This window comes from Stappia indica, from assembly GCF_020177335.1.
Lineage (GTDB): Bacteria > Pseudomonadota > Alphaproteobacteria > Rhizobiales > Stappiaceae > Stappia > Stappia indica_B.
The window spans coordinates 169,918-190,147 of sequence record NZ_JAIVMG010000010.1 but is presented as its reverse complement, the minus strand read 5'-3'; the positions used below and the strand labels follow the sequence as shown (position 1 = coordinate 190,147).

17 protein-coding genes are annotated in these 20,230 nt (G+C 64.8%); 4 read left to right on the top strand and 13 right to left on the bottom strand.

What is annotated here, in order from left to right; genetic code table 11:
- Positions 1-124: 124 nt before the first annotated feature.
- The 10 genes from LC062_RS14880 to LC062_RS14835 all read right to left on the bottom strand — a co-directional run bounded on the left by LC062_RS14880 (position 125) and on the right by LC062_RS14835 (position 12,827).
- Entirely contained in the window at positions 125-2,230 is a 2,106-nt protein-coding gene (locus tag LC062_RS14880) for a methyl-accepting chemotaxis protein (protein WP_224911825.1), read from the bottom strand.
- 210 nt (positions 2,231-2,440) lie between these two features.
- Positions 2,441-3,418 (bottom strand): ABC transporter substrate-binding protein, encoded by a 978-nt coding sequence (locus LC062_RS14875; RefSeq protein WP_224911824.1) that lies wholly within the window; start codon positions 3,416-3,418, stop codon positions 2,441-2,443.
- Positions 3,419-3,453: 35 nt separating this feature from the next.
- On the bottom strand, positions 3,454-4,521 hold the full coding sequence (locus tag LC062_RS14870) for an ABC transporter permease (protein WP_404829732.1): 1,068 nt from the start codon (positions 4,519-4,521) through the stop codon (positions 3,454-3,456).
- Positions 4,522-4,577: 56 nt separating this feature from the next.
- Positions 4,578-5,501 carry an ABC transporter permease gene (locus LC062_RS14865; RefSeq protein ID WP_181760013.1) on the bottom strand — a complete coding sequence of 308 codons (924 nt, stop codon included), beginning with the start codon at positions 5,499-5,501 and terminating at the stop codon, positions 4,578-4,580.
- The gene (locus LC062_RS14860) at positions 5,494-6,300 is read right to left on the bottom strand and encodes an ABC transporter ATP-binding protein (RefSeq protein ID WP_224911822.1); all 807 of its coding nucleotides are present in this window, start codon (positions 6,298-6,300) and stop codon (positions 5,494-5,496) included. The genes LC062_RS14865 and LC062_RS14860 overlap by 8 nt, the downstream gene beginning before the upstream one ends.
- Positions 6,301-6,402: 102 nt before the next feature.
- Positions 6,403-7,860: a dihydropyrimidinase gene (hydA, locus tag LC062_RS14855; RefSeq protein WP_224911821.1), complete on the bottom strand. Its 1,458-nt coding sequence runs from the start codon at positions 7,858-7,860 to the stop codon at positions 6,403-6,405.
- 45 nt (positions 7,861-7,905) lie between these two features.
- Positions 7,906-8,379: a hypothetical protein gene (locus tag LC062_RS14850; RefSeq protein WP_224911820.1), complete on the bottom strand. Its 474-nt coding sequence runs from the start codon at positions 8,377-8,379 to the stop codon at positions 7,906-7,908.
- 63 nt (positions 8,380-8,442) lie between these two features.
- Positions 8,443-9,693 (bottom strand): Zn-dependent hydrolase, encoded by a 1,251-nt coding sequence (locus tag LC062_RS14845; RefSeq protein ID WP_224911819.1) that lies wholly within the window; start codon positions 9,691-9,693, stop codon positions 8,443-8,445.
- 305 nt (positions 9,694-9,998) lie between these two features.
- Positions 9,999-11,495 carry a CoA-acylating methylmalonate-semialdehyde dehydrogenase gene (locus tag LC062_RS14840; RefSeq protein WP_224911818.1) on the bottom strand — a complete coding sequence of 499 codons (1,497 nt, stop codon included), beginning with the start codon at positions 11,493-11,495 and terminating at the stop codon, positions 9,999-10,001.
- A gap of 6 nt (positions 11,496-11,501) precedes the next feature.
- Positions 11,502-12,827 (bottom strand): aspartate aminotransferase family protein, encoded by a 1,326-nt coding sequence (locus tag LC062_RS14835; protein WP_224911817.1) that lies wholly within the window; start codon positions 12,825-12,827, stop codon positions 11,502-11,504.
- Positions 12,828-13,281: 454 nt separating this feature from the next.
- Between LC062_RS14835 and LC062_RS14830 the strand changes: the two genes are divergently transcribed.
- The 3 genes from LC062_RS14830 (at position 13,282) to LC062_RS14820 (ending at position 15,473) form a co-directional block, all read left to right on the top strand.
- Positions 13,282-13,911: a TetR/AcrR family transcriptional regulator gene (locus tag LC062_RS14830; protein WP_224911816.1), complete on the top strand. Its 630-nt coding sequence runs from the start codon at positions 13,282-13,284 to the stop codon at positions 13,909-13,911.
- The gene (locus LC062_RS14825) at positions 13,908-14,555 is read left to right on the top strand and encodes a TetR family transcriptional regulator C-terminal domain-containing protein (RefSeq protein WP_224911815.1); all 648 of its coding nucleotides are present in this window, start codon (positions 13,908-13,910) and stop codon (positions 14,553-14,555) included. The genes LC062_RS14830 and LC062_RS14825 overlap by 4 nt, the downstream gene beginning before the upstream one ends.
- A gap of 114 nt (positions 14,556-14,669) precedes the next feature.
- Positions 14,670-15,473 (top strand): lytic murein transglycosylase, encoded by an 804-nt coding sequence (locus tag LC062_RS14820; protein ID WP_224911814.1) that lies wholly within the window; start codon positions 14,670-14,672, stop codon positions 15,471-15,473.
- A 25-nt stretch (positions 15,474-15,498) separates the two neighbouring features.
- Here the strand turns inward: LC062_RS14820 and LC062_RS14815 are convergent, their stop codons facing one another.
- The 3 genes from LC062_RS14815 to LC062_RS14805 form a co-directional block, all read right to left on the bottom strand.
- The gene (locus LC062_RS14815; protein ID WP_224911813.1) at positions 15,499-16,404 is read right to left on the bottom strand and encodes a DMT family transporter; all 906 of its coding nucleotides are present in this window, start codon (positions 16,402-16,404) and stop codon (positions 15,499-15,501) included.
- Between the two features lie 25 nt (positions 16,405-16,429).
- The gene (preA, locus tag LC062_RS14810) at positions 16,430-17,740 is read right to left on the bottom strand and encodes an NAD-dependent dihydropyrimidine dehydrogenase subunit PreA (protein ID WP_224911812.1); all 1,311 of its coding nucleotides are present in this window, start codon (positions 17,738-17,740) and stop codon (positions 16,430-16,432) included.
- Between the two features lie 69 nt (positions 17,741-17,809).
- A complete protein-coding gene (locus tag LC062_RS14805) occupies positions 17,810-19,165 on the bottom strand; it encodes an NAD(P)-dependent oxidoreductase (protein ID WP_224911811.1) in 1,356 nt (451 codons plus the stop codon).
- A 364-nt stretch (positions 19,166-19,529) separates the two neighbouring features.
- Between LC062_RS14805 and maiA the strand changes: the two genes are divergently transcribed.
- A complete protein-coding gene (maiA, locus tag LC062_RS14800) occupies positions 19,530-20,177 on the top strand; it encodes a maleylacetoacetate isomerase (protein ID WP_224911810.1) in 648 nt (215 codons plus the stop codon).
- The last annotated feature ends 53 nt before the right edge of the window (positions 20,178-20,230 follow it).

The window sequence follows — 20,230 nt, the reverse complement described above, 5'->3', positions numbered from 1 at the left end:
CAGCTTCGATTCGTCCGGGAGGACGCCCCCCTAGGGGCGTTTGCCCTTTGCCGGCAGCCTGGCGCCGCCGGGCTGCCGGCGGCGCGTCGGTGTTTTTTGGGGGCCTCGTGCGTCCGGCCGCCCGTCAGCTTGCGGCGCGGATGCCGGAAAGGAAGGCTTCCACGTTGCCGCGCAGGCGCTCTTCCTCGCTCCGCAGGGTCTCCGCATCCTGGCGGATGCGCTGCGCCACCGATCCGGTCAGTTGTGCCGCCTTCGACACACCGGCGATGTTGCGCGAGACATCCTGGGTGCCGGCGGTCGCCTCCTGAACGTTCATGGCGATCTCATTGGTCGCCATGCCCTGCTGTTCGACGCTGGCGGCAATATCGCCGGAGATCTTGTTGATCTCCTCGATCGTCCGCGAAATGTCGCGGATCGCGCCGACCGCGCCATCGGTCTCGGTCTGCACCTGGCTGATCTGGCTGACGATCTCGTCCGTCGCCTTGGAGGTCTGGGTCGCCAGTTCCTTCACTTCCGCCGCGACGACGGCAAAGCCGCGTCCGGCCTCGCCGGCCCGTGCCGCCTCGATGGTGGCGTTCAGGGCCAGAAGGTTGGTCTGCTCGGCAATGTCGTTGATCAGCTTGACCACCTCGCCGATACGGCTCGCCGCCGTCGACAGGCCCTCGATCTTGGCATTGGTCTGATGCGCCTGGGACACCGCATTGGCGGCGATTTCCGCCGAGTTGCGCACCTGCCGGGCGATTTCCGACACCGAGGCGGACAGCTCCTCCGCGGCGGCGGCCACCGTGCCGACGTTGGAGGAGGCTTCCTCCGAGGCCGCCGCGACCGCCGTGCTCTGGGCGCTGGTTTCCTCCGCCGCGCCGGTCAGTTCGCCCACCGCCCGATTGAGGCTGGTGACGGAGGCCGCGACCGATTCCAGCAACTGCGCAGCCGAGGCATCAAATTCGCTGGTAAGGGCGCCGACAGTCTCCGCCCGGGCGATCCGTTCACGCTGGTCGCGCTCCTGCTCGCTGGCCAGCGCTTCCGCCCGGGCCGACTTGTCCCGGAACACCTCCAGCGCCCGGCCGATCTTGCCGATTTCATCGTGGCGCTTGGTCGTGTCAATTTCCACACCGTAGTTGCCATCGACCAACGCCTGGATATGACCGAGCGTATGCTCGACCGGACGGCGGATCACCCGCTGGCCGACCAGATAAAGCGCGGCGGCCACGGCCAGCACCAGGGCCAGACCGATGCCCACCACCCACATCACGATGGTGTTCGAGGCGACCGCCAGGCTTGCGGTCGGAACGCTGACCACCACCGACCAGGTCTGGCGGGTGTCGCCGATCCGCACCGGGATGAGCATCCGGTACATATCCTCGCCGCGCGCCTTGGAATACCCGTCATAGCTCATGGCCCGGCCATCGCCGATCGCCGCAAGAGCCGTCACCGCCGCAGCCTGCTCCTCCCCGGCAAAGGCGGAGGCAAACGGCTTGCCGATGAGACCGGCATCCGGGTGGGCGACAAAGATGCCCTTCTGCGACACCAGCGCAACGTGGCCGGAGCCGAGCGGCTTGATCTTTGCAAGCTGTTCGGAAAAGCCGCTGGCGAAAACGTCGATCCCGGCAACGCCGAGGATCCGGCCCTCGGCACGGATCGGCGCGGCCATGGAAATGCCGATCTCCATCTTGCCACCCACATCCCAGGTGTAGGGTTCGGTGGCGAAATTCTCACCGGTGCGGTAGCTGTGATTGAACCAGGCATTGTCCGGCTCGTCGGTAATCTCGCCGGTCGGGCGATGGCCGATGCTGCCGTCCGCCTTGCGGTAGACATACGGGCGCCACTGGCCGGTGGCATCGTACCAGCTGTTCTTGTTGACGAACTCGGCGTTGCGGCCGTCGAGATCGTCGGTGATGACGCCGCCCCAGACACCGGAGAGCGCCCCGTTGTCGCGCAGCGCGCGGTCGAGCACCGCGGTCCACACATCGCGGTCGACCATCCCCGCCGCCTTCAGCGCGGTAAAGGTCGCCGCCAGATCCCGGGTGGTGGCCAGCCCGACCTCAAGCTGACGACGAATCGCCTGGGCTTCCCGTTCGCCAATCGCCCGCGCCTCGCTGATCGCGATCTCCCGGGCGATGCGGGACGACTGCCAGGCGATCAGCGAGATACCGACAAGGAGCGTGGCAACGAGGACCGCCGTGCTGGTGATCACCAGCTTCGTCGTGATTGACGCCTTCTTCAACATCATGACCATCCGATTCAGAGGGAAGCCGCAAAACTTGCGAAACCTGCGATCGGATGCTTGGCCCGAATTGGTATAAAAAAGCGTAAATGGCGCTTATTCAGAACTACTCCCGGAAAATTCTTATCCAGCGAATAATCAAGAAGTATTAGCACAAGCAAATTCAACCTGAAATACATGAAGACGCCGAATGCACGGCGCCTTCATGTCGTTCCCTCAGAGCTTGTCCGTCACCACGGTGGAGGTCGCCCCTTCCGGCACCTTGGTGATCACCGGCGTAGAGCCGCCGGACAGCAGCGTCTTCACCGTCTGCTCATAGTCGAGCAGGTTCAGCGTGCCATCGGTGCCTTCGGTCAGCTTGTTGATCTCGCGCACCATGCGACGCTGATGCTTTTCCGTCTGGGCGCCGGTGGCATCGTTCTCCAGCACGATATCGGCCGCCTCGTCCGGGTTCTCACGGGCGTATTCCCAGCCCTTCATCGAGGCGCGGACGAAGCGGACCATCTGGTCGACGAAGGCCGGATCCTTCAGCTTGTCTTCCAGAACGTAAAGCCCGTCCTCAAGTGTCGCGACGCCCTCGTCGGTGTAGTTAAAGACGACGAGTTCGCTTTCCGGAATGCCGGCGTCGATGATCTGCCAGTACTCGTTATAGGTCATCGCCGTGATGCAATCGGCCTGCTTCTGCAGCAGCGGATCGACGTTGAAGCCGATCTTCTGAATGGTCACGCCCTCCGCCGAACCGTCGCGCGGCAGGCCAAGCTTGGCCAGCCAGCTGTAGAGCGGATACTCATTGCCGAAGAACCAGGTGCCGAGGGTCTTGCCCTTGAAATCCTCCGGCTTCTCGATGCCGGTTTCCTTGCGGCAGACCATATTGAGGCCGGAGCGGGCGAAGGGCTGGGCGATGTTGACCACCGGCACGCCCTTTTCCCGCGCGGCCAGCGCGGAGGGCATCCAGTCGACCATAACATCGGCGGCACCACCGGCCAGCACCTGCACCGGGGCCACGTCCGGACCGCCCGGCTTGATGGTGACGTTGAGCCCTTCTTCCTCGTAAAACCCCTTGTCGGCGGCAACGTAGTAGCCGGCGAACTGTCCTTGCGTCACCCATTTCAACTGCAAGGTCACATCGTCGGCCGCCCGGGCCGGGCCGAAGGCCAGGGCCAGCATGGCGCCTGCGAGCAATATCTTCCTCATGTCCTACTCCCTCTGGTTTCGACTCCCGCCGCCCGTTATCCTCGGACTGACGGATGCCAGAAGGTGACCACCCGTTCGATGAGCGTCACCAAGCCGTAGAAAAGCGATCCGGCGAGCGCCGCCACGGCAATCGACGCCCAGACCATGTCGACATTCATCCGCCCGACCTCGGTGGAAATGCGGAAGCCCATGCCGACGATGGGCGTGCCGAAGAATTCCGCAACAATGGCCCCGATGAGCGCAAGCGTCGAGTTGATTTTCAGGGCATTGAAGATGAACGGCATGGCCATCGGCAGCCGCATCTTCAGCAGGGTCTGGCGGTAGTTTGCCGCATATGTATGCATCAGGTCATGCTGGATGCGGTCGGCGGCGGCAAGCCCGGTGACCGTGTTCACCAGCATCGGGAAGAAGGTCATGATCACGACCACCGCCGCCTTGGACGGCCAGTCGAAACCGAACCACATCACCATGATCGGCGCCACGCCGATGATCGGCAGGGCTGAGACGAGATTGCCGATCGGCAGCAGGCCCCGGCGCAGGAACGGCACCCGGTCGACCAGGATCGCCACCAGAAAGCCGCTGCCACAGCCAAGGGCGTAGCCGATCAGCACCGCCTTCAGGAAGGTCTGCCGGAAATCCTCCCAAAGGATCTGCGGCGAGGAAAGGAGACGCAGCCAGATTTCAGACGGCGCCGGCAGCAGCACCCGGGGCACGCCGAAGCCGACCACCGCGAGCTGCCACAGGATCAGCAGCCAGACGCCGAAGGAAAGCGGGATGGCCAGTGCCACCAGCCGCTGGCCCAGGGGGCTCTGCGGCATCAAGCCCGACAGCTCCTCCACCGACAGCCAGGCCATCGCCCAGGCGACCAGCACATAGGCCCAGAACCCGTGCGAGGCCGCACCCGGATAGGTGCTCACCGTTCCCAGGAGCGCGACCGCCATCAGCAGCGACACGCCGGTCAGCGCCGCACAGGCCCGGGCGCCGGACAAAAGGCCGGTGCGGTAGGGCGCCAGCACCAGAATGGAGAGGAGGACTCCGACCAGCAGCACCGGCAGGGCGAACAGCCCCAGCGTCATGATCGGCGTTTCAATGACGGTCAACATGCTGCCCATGAGGGCGACGACCAGCGCCAGGGTCGACAGGATCCGCGTTACCGGGCTCATCGCGCCATCCCCATGCGTTGCAGCACCACCCGTTCGGTCAGGCCGATCAGGCTGACGAGGCCGGCGGCAAGCACCGCCGCGACGATCAGCGCCGACCAGATCTGCACGGTCTGGCCATAGTAGGAGCCGGCGAGCAGGCGGGCGCCGAGCCCGGCCACCGCGCCGGTCGGCAATTCGCCGACGATGGCCCCGACCAGACTGGCCGCCACCCCCACCTTCATCGAGGCGAAGAGATAGGGCATGGCCGAGGGCAGGCGCAGCTTCCACAGGGTCTGGGCGGTGGAGGACGAATAGGTCTTCATCAGATCGAGCTGGATCGCCTCGGGCGCGCGCAACCCCTTCACCATGCCCACCGTCACCGGGAAAAACGACAGGTAGGTGGAGATCATTGCCTTGGGCAGCAATCCGGTAATGCCGATGGCGTTGAGCACGACGATGATCATCGGCGCGATCGCCAGGATCGGGATGGTCTGGGAGGAAATGATCCAGGGCATCAGGCTCTTGTCGAGCACCCGGCTGTGCACCACGCCGATGGCGAGCGCGATGCCCAGCCCCGTGCCGATGATGAAGCCGAGCAGGGTCGAGGAGAGGGTGACGCCGCTGTGGTAGACGAGGCTGCGCTTCGAGGTGATGGATTTTTCCGCCGTGGTCTTCCAGATCTCCTCGGCGACCTGATGCGGCGCCGGCAGTACCGGGCGCGGCTGCGACAGGGTGTCGGCGACGAGCTGGGCCAGCGGCGGGTTTTCGATACCGCCGCGCTGATAGATGTCACGCTGGAACGGCGTGTTGAGCAGCACGGCGGCCAGATACCAGATGGCGATGATCGCCGCGACGACGACGATCACCGGCCCGGCGGTGCCGGACATCAGCCCGGCAAAGGGCGAGCGGGATGGGGTTTGGAACGTGCCGGCCTCAGTCATCGTAGCTGTGCCCCGCCCGCAAGCCCTCACGCACCCGATGCGCGACCTTCAGGAACTCGGCGGTCTCGCGGATGTCGAGACCGCGATCGCGCGGCAGCGGATTGTCGATGATGTCGTAGATCCGGCCGGGGCGTGGACACAGCACCACGATCTTGGTCGACAGGAACACCGCCTCCGGGATCGAGTGGGTAACGAACACGACCGTCTTGTCGGTCTTGGCCCAGAGCTTCAGGAGCTGCTCGTTGAGATGATCGCGCACGATCTCGTCCAGCGCGCCGAACGGCTCGTCCATCAACAGAAGGTCGGGATCGAAGGACAGGGCACGGGCGATGGAGGCCCGCTGCTGCATGCCCCCCGACAATTGCCAGGGATACTTGCGCTCGAAGCCGTCGAGATCGACCAGCTCCATGTTGCGGCGAACCCGCTCTTCCCGGTCCTCGCGGGAATGGCCCATGATCTCCAGCGGCAGGGCGATGTTCTCGGCAATCGTCCGCCAGGGATAGAGCGCGGCGGCCTGGAAGACATAGCCATAGGCGCGGGCCAGCCGGGCCTCATGCGGGCTCATGCCATTGACGGAAATGGTGCCGCCGGTCGGTGCCTCCAGATCGGCGATCACCCGCAGGAGCGTGGTCTTGCCGCATCCGCTCGGGCCGATGAAGGAGACGAATTCGCCCGCGCCGATGTTGAGATCGATGTCGGAGAGGGCATGGACCGGGCCGTCGCCGGTCTCGAAGGTCAGGGAAAGCTTGGCGATATCAATGACGGATCTTGCCGCACTGTCCGCTGGCTGTGGCTGCATGGCTCGCGTACCCCATTGCCCGGCTCCGGATGGCCGGGCTTTTTCTTGTTGTAATGCCGGCCCACGCCACCGGCGCGCGCCAGCTCTTGCGACGGTGACGGCCTAGACGCCGCTTTGCGGGATGCCGCTGCGTTCCACCTTGCGCGGTGCCGTCAGCTCCTTCCAGGTGGACAGCGCCCGGCCCACCGCCTGATAGGGCTCGCGGGCGACGAACTGGCCATGGCCCTCGCGGGTCTTCACCGTGCCATCGTCGATCGCCACTTCGCCGCGCGTCAGGGTGAAGCGCGGCAGGCCGGTCACATGCTTGCCCTCGAACACGTTGTAATCGATGGACGACTGCTGGCTGGCGGCGGAGATGGTCTTCTCCTTCGCCGGATCCCAGACGACGATATCCGCATCGGCGCCGACTAGGATCGCCCCTTTTCGCGGATAGATGTTGAGGATCTTGGCGATGTTGGTGGAGGTGACGGCGACGAACTCGTTCATCGTCAGCCGGCCGGTGGCAACGCCATTGCTCCACAGCATCGGCATCCGGTCTTCCAGACCGCCGGTGCCGTTGGGGATCTTGGTGAAGTCGCCGACGCCGGTGCGCTTCTGCTCGGTGGTGAAGGCGCAGTGATCGGTGGCCACCACCTGCAGCGAGCCGGAGGCCAGCCCCGCCCAAAGCGAATCCTGATGCTGCTTGTTGCGGAACGGCGGCGACATCACCCGGCGGGCGGCATGGTCCCAGTCCTTGTTGAAATACTCGCTGTCATCGAGGGTCAGATGCTGGATCAGCGGCTCGCCATAGACCCGCTTGCCCTGCTGCCGCGCCCGGCGGATCGCCTCGTGGCTCTCCTCGCAGGAGGTGTGCACCACATAGAGCGGCACGCCGGCCATGTCGGCGATCATGATCGCCCGGTTGGTCGCCTCGCCCTCCACCTGCGGCGGACGTGAGTAGGCATGGGCCTCCGGCCCGTTGTTGCCCTCCGCCAGAAGCCGCGCCGAGAGGTCGGCGACCACATCGCCGTTTTCCGCGTGCACCAGCGGCATGGCGCCGAGCTCGGCGCAGCGCTGGAACGAGGCGTACATCTCGTCGTCCTGCACCATCAAGGCGCCCTTGTAGGCCATGAAATGCTTGAAGGTGTTGATGCCCTTGTCGCGAACCACCGTCTCCATCTCGTTGAAGACCTGTTCGCCCCACCAGGTGATGGCCATGTGGAAGGAATAGTCGCAATTGGCGCGGGTCGACTTGTTGTCCCACATGGTCAGCGCCTCAAGCAGCGACTGGCCGGGCGCCGGCAGACAGAAATCGACCACCATGGTGGTGCCGCCGGCCAGGCCGGCGCGGGTGCCGCTTTCGAAATCGTCGGTGGAATAGGTGCCCATGAAGGGCATTTCCAGATGCACATGCGGGTCGATGCCGCCCGGCATCACGTAGCAGCCGCTGGCGTCCAGAACCGTATCGCCGGAAAGGTCCGGCCCGATCTCGACGATCCTCCCGTCCTCGACCTTCACATCGGCCTTGTAGGTGAGATCGGCGGTGACCACCGTCCCGCCCTTGATGACTTTGCTGGCCATCGCTGGTCCTCCGAAGTTTGTTATGTGACACACACTTTCAGGTCTTCAGTGCGGCTTGAAGGGGCGCAAGCGCAGGTAATACGTACTGCCCTCATCGATCACCTCCAGCCTGTCAATATTGACTGCTCCGATCTCGGAAATTCCATGAATCGTCGGGCATTCTCGGTTGGTAAAAAAGAACCGGAGCAGCGGAGCGGCTTCATCAACTGTCGTCACATCCTTTCCCGCAACGATCAACGCAGAGAAGCTGGCGCCTCGCTTTACAATCTTGGCATACACATTTCCGTCTTCGAGAATTTCCGAGACAAAAGAACTATTCTCGATAAAATGATCGTCTCCAACGCTACAGAAGCCCGTGGCAAGTGCGGGAAGATACTCTCCCTCGGCCAGCCCCCGAAGCCGATCCTCAATCTCATCACGTTTCGGTTCTCGCCCCAAGGTAGCCGCCGGGCTCGCCTGGACCGAGAGCGCCGCGACGGCGAGCAGGACGGAAACAGACAGCCCCGTACGCGGCAGCATTCGTGCTTTACCCCCCATACGTCCTCCCATTCCGCTCGGCGACACCCGTCTCCAGATCTCACCTCACTCCACGATCTCCGCGCTTTCCAGCACCGCGTGCAGCAGCACATCGGCGCCGGCGGTGGCCCACTCCCTGGAAATATCCTCCGCCTCGTTGTGCGACAGCCCGTCGACGCAGGGGCACATGATCATCGCCGTCGGCGCCACCCGGTTGACCCAGCAGGCGTCGTGGCCGGCGCCGGATATGATATCCATGTGCGAGTAGCCGAGCTTCTCGGCCGCGCCGCGCACCGCCTTGACGCAGGTCTCATCGAAGGTGACCGGGTCGAAATGGCCGACCGCCTCGATGTCCAGCCCCAGCCCCAGCTCCTCGGCAATGGCCGGAGCGCGGCGCTCGAACTCGGCCTTCATGCCATCCAGGGTGTCCCGGTCCGGCGAACGGAAATCGACGGTGAAGACCACCTTCCCGGGAATGACGTTGCGCGAGTTGGGATGAACATCGCAATGGCCGATGGCGCCAACCGCGCGCGGCTGGTGGCTCATGGCGATCTCATGCACCAACTCGGTCAGCCGCGCCATGCCGAGGCCGGCGTTGCGGCGCATCGGCATCGGCGTGGAGCCGGTATGGCTGTCCTTGCCGGTCACCGTCACCTGCAGCCACCACAGGCCCTGGCCATGGGTGACGACGCCGATGTCCTTGTGCTCCGCCTCCAGGATCGGCCCCTGCTCGATGTGCAATTCGAACATGGCGTGCATCTTGCGCGCGCCGACCTCTTCCTCACCGACCCAGCCGATGCGCTTCAGCTCGTCGCCGACGGTCTTTCCCTCCGCATCCTCGCGGGCATAGGCCCAGTCGAGCTCATGCACCCCGGCAAAGACCCCCGATGCCAGCATGGCGGGGGCAAAGCGGGTGCCTTCCTCATTGGTCCAGTTGGTGACGACGATCGGCCGCCGGGTCTTGATGTTGAGATCGTTGAGGGTGCGGACCAGTTCCAGCCCGCCGAGCACCCCGAGCACGCCGTCATACTTGCCGCCGGTCGGCTGGGTGTCGAGATGGGAACCGACATAGACGGGCAGCGCCTCCGGGTCGGTGCCCGGCCGGGTCATGAACATGTTGCCCATGGTGTCGACCCCCATGGACAGGCCGGCAGCCTCGCACCAGCACTGGAACAGCTTGCGGCCTTCCGCATCGGCGTCGGTGAGGGTCTGACGGTTGTTGCCGCCGGCGACACCCGGTCCGATCTTCGCCATCTCCATCAGGCTCTCCCAGAGCCGGTCGCCGTCGATGCGAACATTTGCTGCGAAAACACTCATATTCTACCTCCGCTTTCCAAGTGTCGGCAAACCTCCACTCACCGTCCACACCGAACCTTTTCTTTTATATCTTTTCTTTTTGCCTTTCGACTCCGACAGCAACCTCTCCGCCTGAACCTTCTTTCTCAAAATTTTACTTTCTTTATTTTGAATATAGATCTCCCGTTTTATTTCCGATATTTTCTTCAGGAGATCGGAAACATACCCCCTCGCCGGACCTCCACGATTTTTCACTCGCGCTAACTCGAACTGAAGAATTTCGAGTTCTCGCTCCAAGGGGGAGCGGCTCCTTAGCCTGAGGCGTTTCATTGCAATGAGGGGAAGGTGTAGACCGCGCCATCCTTGATGCCGGCGGGCCAGCGCGTGGTCACGGTCTTCAGCCGGGTGTTGAACCGCACCCCTTCCGCGCCGTAGATCGAATGATCGCCGAACAGCGAGCGCTTCCAGCCGCCGAAGGAGAAATAGGCGACCGGCACCGGGATCGGCACGTTGATGCCGACCATGCCGACCTCGATGCCATCGGCGAAGGCCCGGGCGGCGTCGCCGTCGCGGGTGAAGATCGCCGTGCCGTTGCCGTATTCATGCTCGTTGATCAGCGACAGCGCTTCATCATAGCCCTTGGCCCGCACCACCGAGAGCACCGGCCCGAAGATCTCTTCCCGGTAGATGGTCATGTCGCGGGTGACCCGGTCGAACAGGGTACCGCCGACGAAATAGCCGTTCTCGTAGCCCTGCAGCGAGAACCCGCGCCCGTCGACCAGCAGTTCCGCGCCTTCCTTCTCGCCCTGGTCGATGTAGCCCAGCACCTTGCGCATATGCGCTTGCGTTACCAGCGGGCCCATTTCCGCGTCCTTGTCGGTGGCCGGGCCGATCTTCAGCGCCTGCACCCGGGGAATGAGCTTTTCCACCAGCCGGTCGGCGGTTTCCTCGCCGATCGGCACGGCGACGGAGATCGCCATGCAGCGCTCGCCGGCCGAACCGTAGCCGGCGCCCATCAGCGCATCGGCGGCCTGGTCCATGTCCGCATCGGGCATGACGATCATGTGGTTCTTGGCGCCGCCCAGCGCCTGCACCCGCTTGCCGTGCGCGGTGCCGGTGGCATAGACGTATTCGGCGATCGGCGTTGAGCCGACGAAGGAAATCGCCTTCACATCCGGGTGGGTCAGCAGCGCATCCACCGCTTCCTTGTCGCCATGCACCACGTTCAGCACCCCATCGGGGAAGCCGGCCTCGCGGAAGAGATCATAGACCACCATCACGGCGCCAGGATCGCGCTCCGACGGCTTGAGAATGAAGGTGTTGCCGCAAGCGACCGCCAGCGGATACATCCACAAGGGCACCATCGCCGGGAAATTGAACGGGGTGATGCCGGCGACGACGCCCAGCGGCTGCCGGTCGGAATAGCTGTCGATGGCAGGCCCCACATTGCGGGCGAATTCCCCCTTCAGGAGATGCGGGATGCCGCAAGCGAACTCCACCACCTCGATGCCGCGCGCCACCTCGCCCAGGGCATCGTCGTGGGTCTTGCCATGCTCGGCGGAAATCGCCCGGGCGATGGCATCGGCATTGGCCGACAAGAGTTCCTTGAAGCGGAACATCATCCGCGCCCGTTTCAGGGGCGGGGTGTCGCGCCAGGCGGGAAAGGCCGCCTTGGCATTGGCGATGGCCTCGCCGACTTCAGCGGCGGAGGAGAGCCCCAGCGTGCCGGTCTGTTCGCCGGTGGCGGGATTGTAGACGGCCGCGGTGCGGCCGGAACGGGACGCAACGCGCGCCCCGCCGATGGCGTTTTCAATCAGGGTCATGATGCCTCAGTCCAGGCTTTCCAGCACGGTCTTGATGGTGTCGACCAGCTGGTCGATCTGTGCCGTCTCGATGATCAGCGGCGGCGACAGGGCGATGATGTCGCCGGTGGTGCGGATCAGAACGCCGGCCTCATAGGCCTTGAGGAAGGCGTCGAAGGCCCGCTTGGTCGGCTCGCCGGCAATCGGCTCCAGCTCGATGGCGCCGATCAGCCCGATGTTGCGGATGTCGATGACATGGCGGGTGCCGCGCAGCGAATGCAGCGCATCGGCCCAGTAGCCGTCGAGCTCCGCCGCCCGGCTGAGAAGCCCCTCCTCCTCATAGGTGTCGAGGGTGCCGAGCGCGGCGGCGCAGGCCACCGGATGGCCGGAGTAGGTGTAGCCGTGGAAGAACTCGATCAGATGCTCCGGCCCGGTCATGAAGGCTTCATGCACATCGCGCGAGCAGAACACCGCCCCCATGGGAATGACACCGTTGGTGATGCCCTTGGCGGTGGTGACCAGATCCGGGGTGACGTCGAAATGTTCCACCGCGAAGGGCGAGCCGAGACGGCCGAACCCAGTGATCACCTCATCGAAGATCAGCAGGATGCCATGCTGGTCGCAGATCTCGCGCAGGCGCTTGAGGTAGCCCTTGGGCGGGATCAGCACCCCGGTCGATCCGGCCACCGGCTCGACGATCACCGCGGCGATGGTCGAGGCATCATGCAGCTGGACCAGCCGGATGAGCTCCTCGGCATATTCGGCGCCGCTTTCCGGCTGGCCGCGGGAATAGGCGTTGCGCGACAGGTCATGGGTGTGCGGCAGGTGGTCGACGCCGCCGAGCAAGGTGCCGAACATCTTGCGATTGGAGACGATGCCGCCAACCGAGATGCCGCCGAAATTGACACCGTGATAGCCGCGCTCACGGCCGATCAGCCGGGTCCGGGCGCCGTCGCCGCGCACCCGGTGATAGGCGATGGCCATCTTCAGCGCGGTTTCGACCGATTCCGATCCGGAGTTGGTGAAGAACACATGGTCGAGCGGCGAGGGCATCAGGGCCGACAGGCGCGCGGCCAGCTCGAAGGCATGCGGATGGCCCATCTGGAAGGCCGGTGCATAGTCCAGTTCGGCGATCTGCCGCTGCACCGCCTCGGTGATGCGCGGGCGGGCATGGCCGGCGTTGCAGCACCACAGGCCGGCGGTGCCATCCAGCACGTCCCGTCCGTCCGCGGTCTTGTAGAACATTCCTTCCGCGCCCACGAACAGGCGCGGATTTTTCTTGAACTGGCGATTGGCCGTGAACGGCATCCAGAAGGCATCGAGATTGTTGCTGGTAAGCGCCGGCTGCGACATAGATCCTCCGATCGCCCGCGATCCCACGCGGGCGTCCATTGCAAGCTGATGCGATCGGCTCCACCCGTCCCGCCGGCAAAAATCCGGCGATTGCGGAGACGCGGTGCGCCGGCAAAAAGCCTAGCACCGCCGATCGGTTCCCGTCTCCCGGCGAATGACACCTCGCACACACCCAAAATACTGGTGTGCGGTGCCCGTTCACCGGTAGGTCCTCGCACGTTACGCGCGAAAACCGCTATCTGGAAGGTCCTGGCCGTCGCTTGTCGACATCTTGCCGCCGACGGTCCGTTATTCGTTTGCCATTGCTTCAGGCAAGAAAACCTGACCAAATGGTCAAATCGAGCCTAGGAAGGCTTGACCAGATGGTCAAGATCATTTTTTGGGCCGACCGGTGAAACCGCGATCAAGGCTCATGGCGGCGAAGCAACAGGCAAGGCAAACCCAGAAAAGCGCCGTGCGCGCGGAAAACGAGCGGGCCATCCTGGCGGCCGCCGAGGAGGTGTTTGCCGAAAGCGGGTTTCGCGGCGCCACCACCGGCATGATCGCCGAACGCGCCGGTCTGCCCAAGGCCAACCTGCACTATTATTTCCCGACCAAGGAAGCGCTCTACCGCAAGGTGGTCGAGCATATCTTCAACATCTGGCTCGATGCGGCCAATTCCTTCGACGAAAACGACGATCCGGTCGAGGCGCTCACCGCCTATATCTCCAAGAAGATGGACATCTCCCGCGCCCATCCGATGGGCTCCAAGGTCTGGGCCAACGAGATCCTGCACAAGGCGCCGGTGATCCAGGACTATCTGGAAACCACCTTGCGAAGCTGGACCTCCAGCCGGGTCGCCGTGATCGACCGCTGGGTGGCAGAGGGACGGATCGCCCCGGTCAACGGCGAATACCTGCTCTACCTGATCTGGGCCACCACCCAGCATTACGCGGATTTCAATCACCAGATCGACACGCTGAACGGCGACGCGCCGCTCAGCGATGCCCAGTTCGAAGAGGCCAAGCAAACGGTCGTGCGCATCGTCCTGGCGGGCATTGGCGCGGTGCCCGCCACCGCTGGCGGGGAGGGCCGCGAGGCATGATGATGGACGGGAGCGCAACGGCACCGGGCGGCACACGTACCCGCATTCAGGAGCGCAACCGGGCGCGGATCCTCGATGCGGCGCTGGTTGCTTTCGCCCGGTTCGGCTATCGCGGGGCACGGGTCGAGCAGATCGCCGAGGCCGCCGGCATGTCGAAATCGAACCTGCTCTATTACTTCCGCTCCAAGACGGAGATGTACAAGGCGGTGCTGGCCGCGCTGCTGGAGCGCTGGCTCGCCCCCTTGCGCACGCTTGATCCGGAGGGCGATCCGCGGGCGGAACTGACTGCCTATATCGAACAGAAATTGCGGTTTTCAGCGGAAGAGCCGGAAGCCTCCCGCCTCTTTGCCAATGAGGTGATGCAGGGCGCGCCGATGATCCGCGACGTGCTGGAAGGGCCACTCAAGGAGCTTGTCGATGAAAAGACCGGCGTGCTGCGGCGCTGGGCGGCGGAGGGCCGGATCCGCGATGTCGATCCGCATCAGCTGATCTTCCTGATCTGGGCGACGACCCAGCATTATGCGGATTTCGCCCCGCAGATCGCCGCGCTGACCGGACGGGAGGTCGCCGATCCGGCCTACCGCGCCGAGGTGCTGAAGACCCTGACCGCCCTGATCTTCGACGGATTGCTGCCGCCCGCTTGATCTTGGGAGGGCGCGAGGTATCCTTTCAGGGGTGACGTTGCGTTTTCACGTTCCAGGCCGCGCAAGTCCAGTCGGGGCAGCCCCGGCCCGATCCGAAGTCTCTTGGGAGGTTCCATGCGCAAAGCTCTTCTGGTTGCCGGTTTTCTGTGCCTTGCCGCCGGCACCGCCAGCGCCGCCTCCTGCGGCAACACGGCGAAAGGCTTTCCCGCGTGGCTGGAGAGCTTCAAGCGGCAGGCGGTCGCCTCGGGCATCTCGCGGCGAACCGTCAACGCGGCGCTGGGCAACGCCCGCTACAACACCAAGGTGATCAGCCGCGACCGCAACCAGCGCTCGTTCAAGCTGAGCTTCGAGAAGTTCCTCGCCCGGCGGGCACCACCCAGCACGATTGCCATCGGCAAGCGGCGGATGCGCCAGCACATCACCGTCCTAGATCGGGTGGAGCGCCGGTTCGGCGTGCCCAAGGAGGTGATCGTCGCCATCTGGGGGCTGGAATCCGGCTTCGGCAGCTATATGGGCAATATCTCCATCTTCAGCTCCCTGCCGACACTCGCCTATGACTGCCGCCGCTCCCGCTTCTTCACCAACGAGCTCATGAGCGCATTGCGGATCGCCGATCGCGGCGACATGCGGATTTCCGATATGAAGGGCGCCTGGGCCGGCGAGATCGGCCAGACCCAGTTTCTCGCCTCCAGCTACGAGCGCTTCGCGGTAGATTTTGACGGCAACGGGCGGCCGAACCTGATCAGAAGCAAGCCGGACGTCTTTGCCTCCACCGCCAATTTCCTACGCCAGCATGGCTGGCGGAAGGGCGGCGATTGGTCGCCGGGAACCGCCAATTACGGGGTTCTGAAACAGTGGAACCGGGCGGAGGTCTATCGCAAGACCATCGCCTATATGGCGACAGCGCTCAAGCAGTAAGCCGGCAAGGTATCAAGCCGGCGCATCACCGCAGATCACGCTGCAGCAGCAGCGTTGCCACGGCGCTTGTGAGCACGCCGAAGAACGCAGGAACGCCCGGGAAGGGTGCGCCGAGGAGCTGGGTTTCCACCAGCACGAAGGACGGCAGAAGATAGGTGTAGGCCATCACCGGTCCGGACGGCAGGCGCAGGCTGGCATAGCTCGCCAGAAAGAAACTGGCCGCCGTCGGGAACACCGCCAGATAGACGATGCCGAGATAGACCGGGGCGGGAACCGCGCGCCAGTCGGTCGCCAGCATCTGCGGCGCCGCATAGGCGCACAGCAGCATGGCCGCCGTCACCAGGATCCAGAAATTGAAGGATTCCAGCGGCTCGCCACGGTTGAACCGCCGCATCAGCGGGGCATAGAAGGCATAGGCGGCAACGCCGATCAGGAAGATCCGTTCGCCGTCGCCGAGCGACAGACTGGCAAGCTGCGACAGATCGTTGCCGAACAGGACCAGCAGCGCGCCGACCGCGCCGACCAGCAGGCAGAGCCCCTGGAACCGGCTGATGGTCTGGCGCAGAAGCAGATAGCCGGCAAGGCAGGTGAAGGCCGGCAGCAGGGTGAAGATCGCTCCGGCATTCAGCGCACTGGTCAGGCGCAGCGCCTCGAACATGGTGACGAAGAAGACATCGAGCGCCGCGGCAATCAGGAGATAGACCGGCAGCCGCGACAGGCGCGGCCAATGCCAGGTGCCTTTCGCGGTCGCCACCCCGGCGAACAGCGCTGCGGCCAGGATGAAGCGCAGGGCGTTCAGTGCCGCCGGGTCGAGCGCGGCGGTGATGGCGTGCCCCACCGGGAACGAGGTGGAGACCAGAAACACGAAGCCGAGCATGGCAAGATGCGCCATGCCCGGCCCGCTGGCCGCCGATGTGCCTGTCCCGCTCACGCGGCGCCGCTTACCGGTACGTCGCTCATTCGGCGGCGTCCATCACCCGGTTGGGGTTGTTCGGATGGGTGGTCCAGTTAGCATAGGCCGGGTCGATCAGCTTGCCGGTGCGCGGATCCACCCCTTCGGTCATCTGCTCCATGGTGATGCAGTCTTCCACCGGGCAGACCGAGACGCACAGGTTACAGCCGACGCATTCGGCGTCGATCACCTCGAAATGCCGCTCCCCGTCCTTCATCGCCGTGATCGCCTGATGCGAGGTGTCTTCACAGGCAATGTGACAGCGGCCGCATTTGATGCAGGCGTCCTGATCGATCTTCGCCTTGACCACATAATTGAGATTGAGCTGCTGCCAGTCGGTGACATTGGGCACGGCCCGGCCGATGAACTGATCGGTCGAGGTGTAGCCCTTCTCGTCCATCCAGTCGCTCAGCCCGTCGATCATCTCCTCGACGATCTTGAACCCGTAGGTCATCGCAGCGGTGCAGACCTGCACCGTGCCGGCGCCCAGCGCCATGAATTCGGCGGCATCGCGCCAGGTGGTGACCCCCCCAATGCCGGAGATCGGCAGCCCGTGGGTCGCCGCGTCGCGGGCGATTTCCGCCACCATGTTGAGGGCGATCGGCTTGACCGCCGGGCCGCAATAGCCGCCATGAGCGCCGCGCCCGTCGATGGTCGGGTTCGGCGCCATCGCATCGAGATCGACCGAAACGATGGAATTGATGGTGTTGATCAGCGACACCGCATCGGCGCCGCCGGCCTTGGCCGCCCGGGCCGGATTGCGGATGTCGGTGATGTTCGGCGTCAGCTTGACGATCACCGGCATGCGGGTGTGCTGCTTGCACCAGCGGGTGACCATCTCGATGTATTCCGGCACCTGCCCGACCGCCGAGCCCATGCCGCGTTCCGACATGCCATGGGGGCAGCCGAAGTTGAGCTCGATGCCGTCGGCCTCGGTCTCCTCGACACGCTTGAGGATGTCGATCCAGTTCTGCTCCTCGCACGGGACCATCAGCGAGACCACCATCGCCCGGTCGGGCCAGTCACGCTTGACCCGCTTGATCTCGCGCAGATTGACCTCCAGCGGACGGTCGGTGATCAGCTCGATGTTGTTGAAGCCAATGAGGTTCCGGTCGCGCCCATGGATCGCGCCGTAGCGCGGTCCGTTGACATTGACCACCTCCGGATCCTCGCCAAGGGTCTTCCAGACGACGCCGCCCCAGCCTGCCTTGAAGGCGCGCACGACGTTGTATTCCTTGTCGGTCGGCGGCGCTGAGGCCAGCCAGAACGGGTTCGGCGACTTGATGCCGATAAAATTGCTGCTGAGATTAGCCATGTTCGGTCTCCCCAGATCGGGTTGGGGTGAATTCCTGGCGCGCGGGACAGTGCCCGCGTCGCGGCCCTGTCAGGCGCTGAGCGCGGCGTGGATGGCGGCGGCGGCGACCTTGCCGTCCTCGACCGCGGCAACGGTCAGGTCCTCACCGCCGGCAACGCAATCGCCGCCCGCCCAGACATCGGCCAGCGAGGTCCGGCGGTCGCCATCGACGCGGATGCGTCCGCCTTCCAGCGCCGGGACGTCGCCCGCGCCGAGCGGATCGGCGACGAAGCTCTGGCCGATGGCCTTGAACACCTGATCCGCCTGAAGCGTCACCGTCTCGCCGGTGCCGGCAAGGCGGCCGCCGGCGTCTTCGGCCGTGCGCTCCAGCTCGATGCCCGTCACGTGGCCGGCCTCGCCGAGAAGCCGCTTCGGCTGCAGCCATTCGCGGATGACGACGCCATCGGTCAGGGCGATTTCCTGCTCATAGGCGCTGGCCTTCATCGCCTCGCGGTCACGGCGATAGGCGATGGTCACCTCTTCGGCACCGAGGCGCTTGATCTGCGTGGCGATGTCGATGGCGGTCATGCCGCCGCCGATCACCACCACCTTGCGGCCGACCGGCAGGGTGGACAGGTCCTCCGCCTGGCGCAGCTCGGCGATATAGGCGACCGCGTCGATCACCCCGGCGAGCTCCTCTCCCTCCGCGCGGAGGGCGTTGACGCCGGCGAGCCCCATGCCGAGGAACACCGCATCGAAGTCCCGGCGCAGATCGGCGAGGGTGATGTCGCGGCCCAGCGCTTTGCCACATTCGACGACAATTCCGCCAATCGACAGCACAAACTCGGTCTCAAATTGCGCAAAATCGTCAGTCGATTTGTACGCGGCAATGCCAAATTCGTTCAGACCGCCGATCTTGTCGCGGGCGTCGAAAATGGTCACCGCGTGGCCGCGCCGGGCGAGCGCATGGGCACAGGCGAGCCCGGCCGGCCCGCCGCCGACCACCGCCACCTTGCGGCCTGTCTCCGGTGCCCGCTCGAACGGATGCCGGTCCGGCTCGCTCAGATAGATGTCGGTGGCATGGCGCTGCAACAGGCCGATCTGCACCGGCTTATCCTCGGCGAGGTTGCGCACGCAGGCTTCCTCGCACAGGGTCTCGGTCGGACAGACCCGGGCGCACATGCCGCCGAGGATATTTTCCGCGAAGATCGTCTTGGCGGACCCGATCGGATTGCCCGTCGAGATCTGGCGGATGAATTTGGGAATGTCGATGGAGGTGGGACAGGCGATCGTGCAGGGCGCATCGTAGCAAAAGTAGCAGCGGTCCGCCTCCACCGAGGCCTCATGGGCGCCAAGCGGCGGATGCAGATCGTCGAAATTCTCCAGATAGTCCTCAGGCGTCAGACGCCCCGACCGAATGTCGGGCGCCGAGAGTGCGTCAGCCATGGCTGAACCTCCGCGAAGGCCGGCCGCGAACGCGCGGGATCCCGCGTGCCCTCCGGCATATGTTCTCCTCAACAGCCGCAAGGCCCCATAAAACAAGGGCCCCTCGTGCGGCTCTGGCGATTGCTTGCGCCGCGGATCTCATTTACCGGACCCGCATCCACCCCAGCATTGGGCTGAATTTTGACCAATTAGTCAAATTTATTTTGCGAAGGTCGCCAGCGCCTGGCCCGAGCTGGCGGGGCTTGGCGAAACGCCCGGCGCCATGCAATACGCGGGTGTCGGTGCTTCGCCGCCGCCTCCCCCGGCCCTTACCCCCCGGGGGCCCAACACCCGAACGCCAGACCCGCGCAGGAGATCTTTCGCAATGACCCGACCCGTCCTTTACGATTACTGGCGCTCCTCGGCGAGCTACCGGGTTCGGATCGCCCTCAATCTGGCCGGGATCGAACACGACACCGTCGCCGTCGACCTGCTCGCCGGTACGCACCGGTCAGCGGAGCATCTTGCCCGCAACCCGCAAGGGCTGGTGCCGGCGCTGGAGATCGACGGGCAGATGCTGACCCAGTCGCTGGCGATCATCGAATATCTCAACGACACCCGGCCGGAGGGCGGCCTGTTGCCGGCCGATGCCCTGGGACGCCAGCGGGTGCGCGCCATCTCCCATGCCATCGCCATGGAAATCCACCCGGTCTGCAATCTGCGGGTGGTGAAGCATATCGTTGAGCTGACCGGCGGCGGCGACGAGACCCGCAATGCATGGATGCAGCAGTATATTTCCTCCGGTCTGGCGGCGGTGGAGACCCTGCTGGACGCCCCGGGCACCGGCCAGTTCTGCCATGGCGACACGCCGACCATGGCCGATATCTGCCTGGTCCCGCAGCTCTACAACGCCCGCCGCTGGGGCGCCAATCTCGATGCCTGCCCGAGGGTGCTGGAGATCGGCGAGCGCTGCGAGGCGCTGACCGCTTTCGCCGCCGCCCATCCGGACCGGATCGGCCCGCCGGCGACCTGACCCGCCCCCCAGCTTGCCGTTTCGATCCGGCGGCAAGGCCCGGTTGCGGAAAA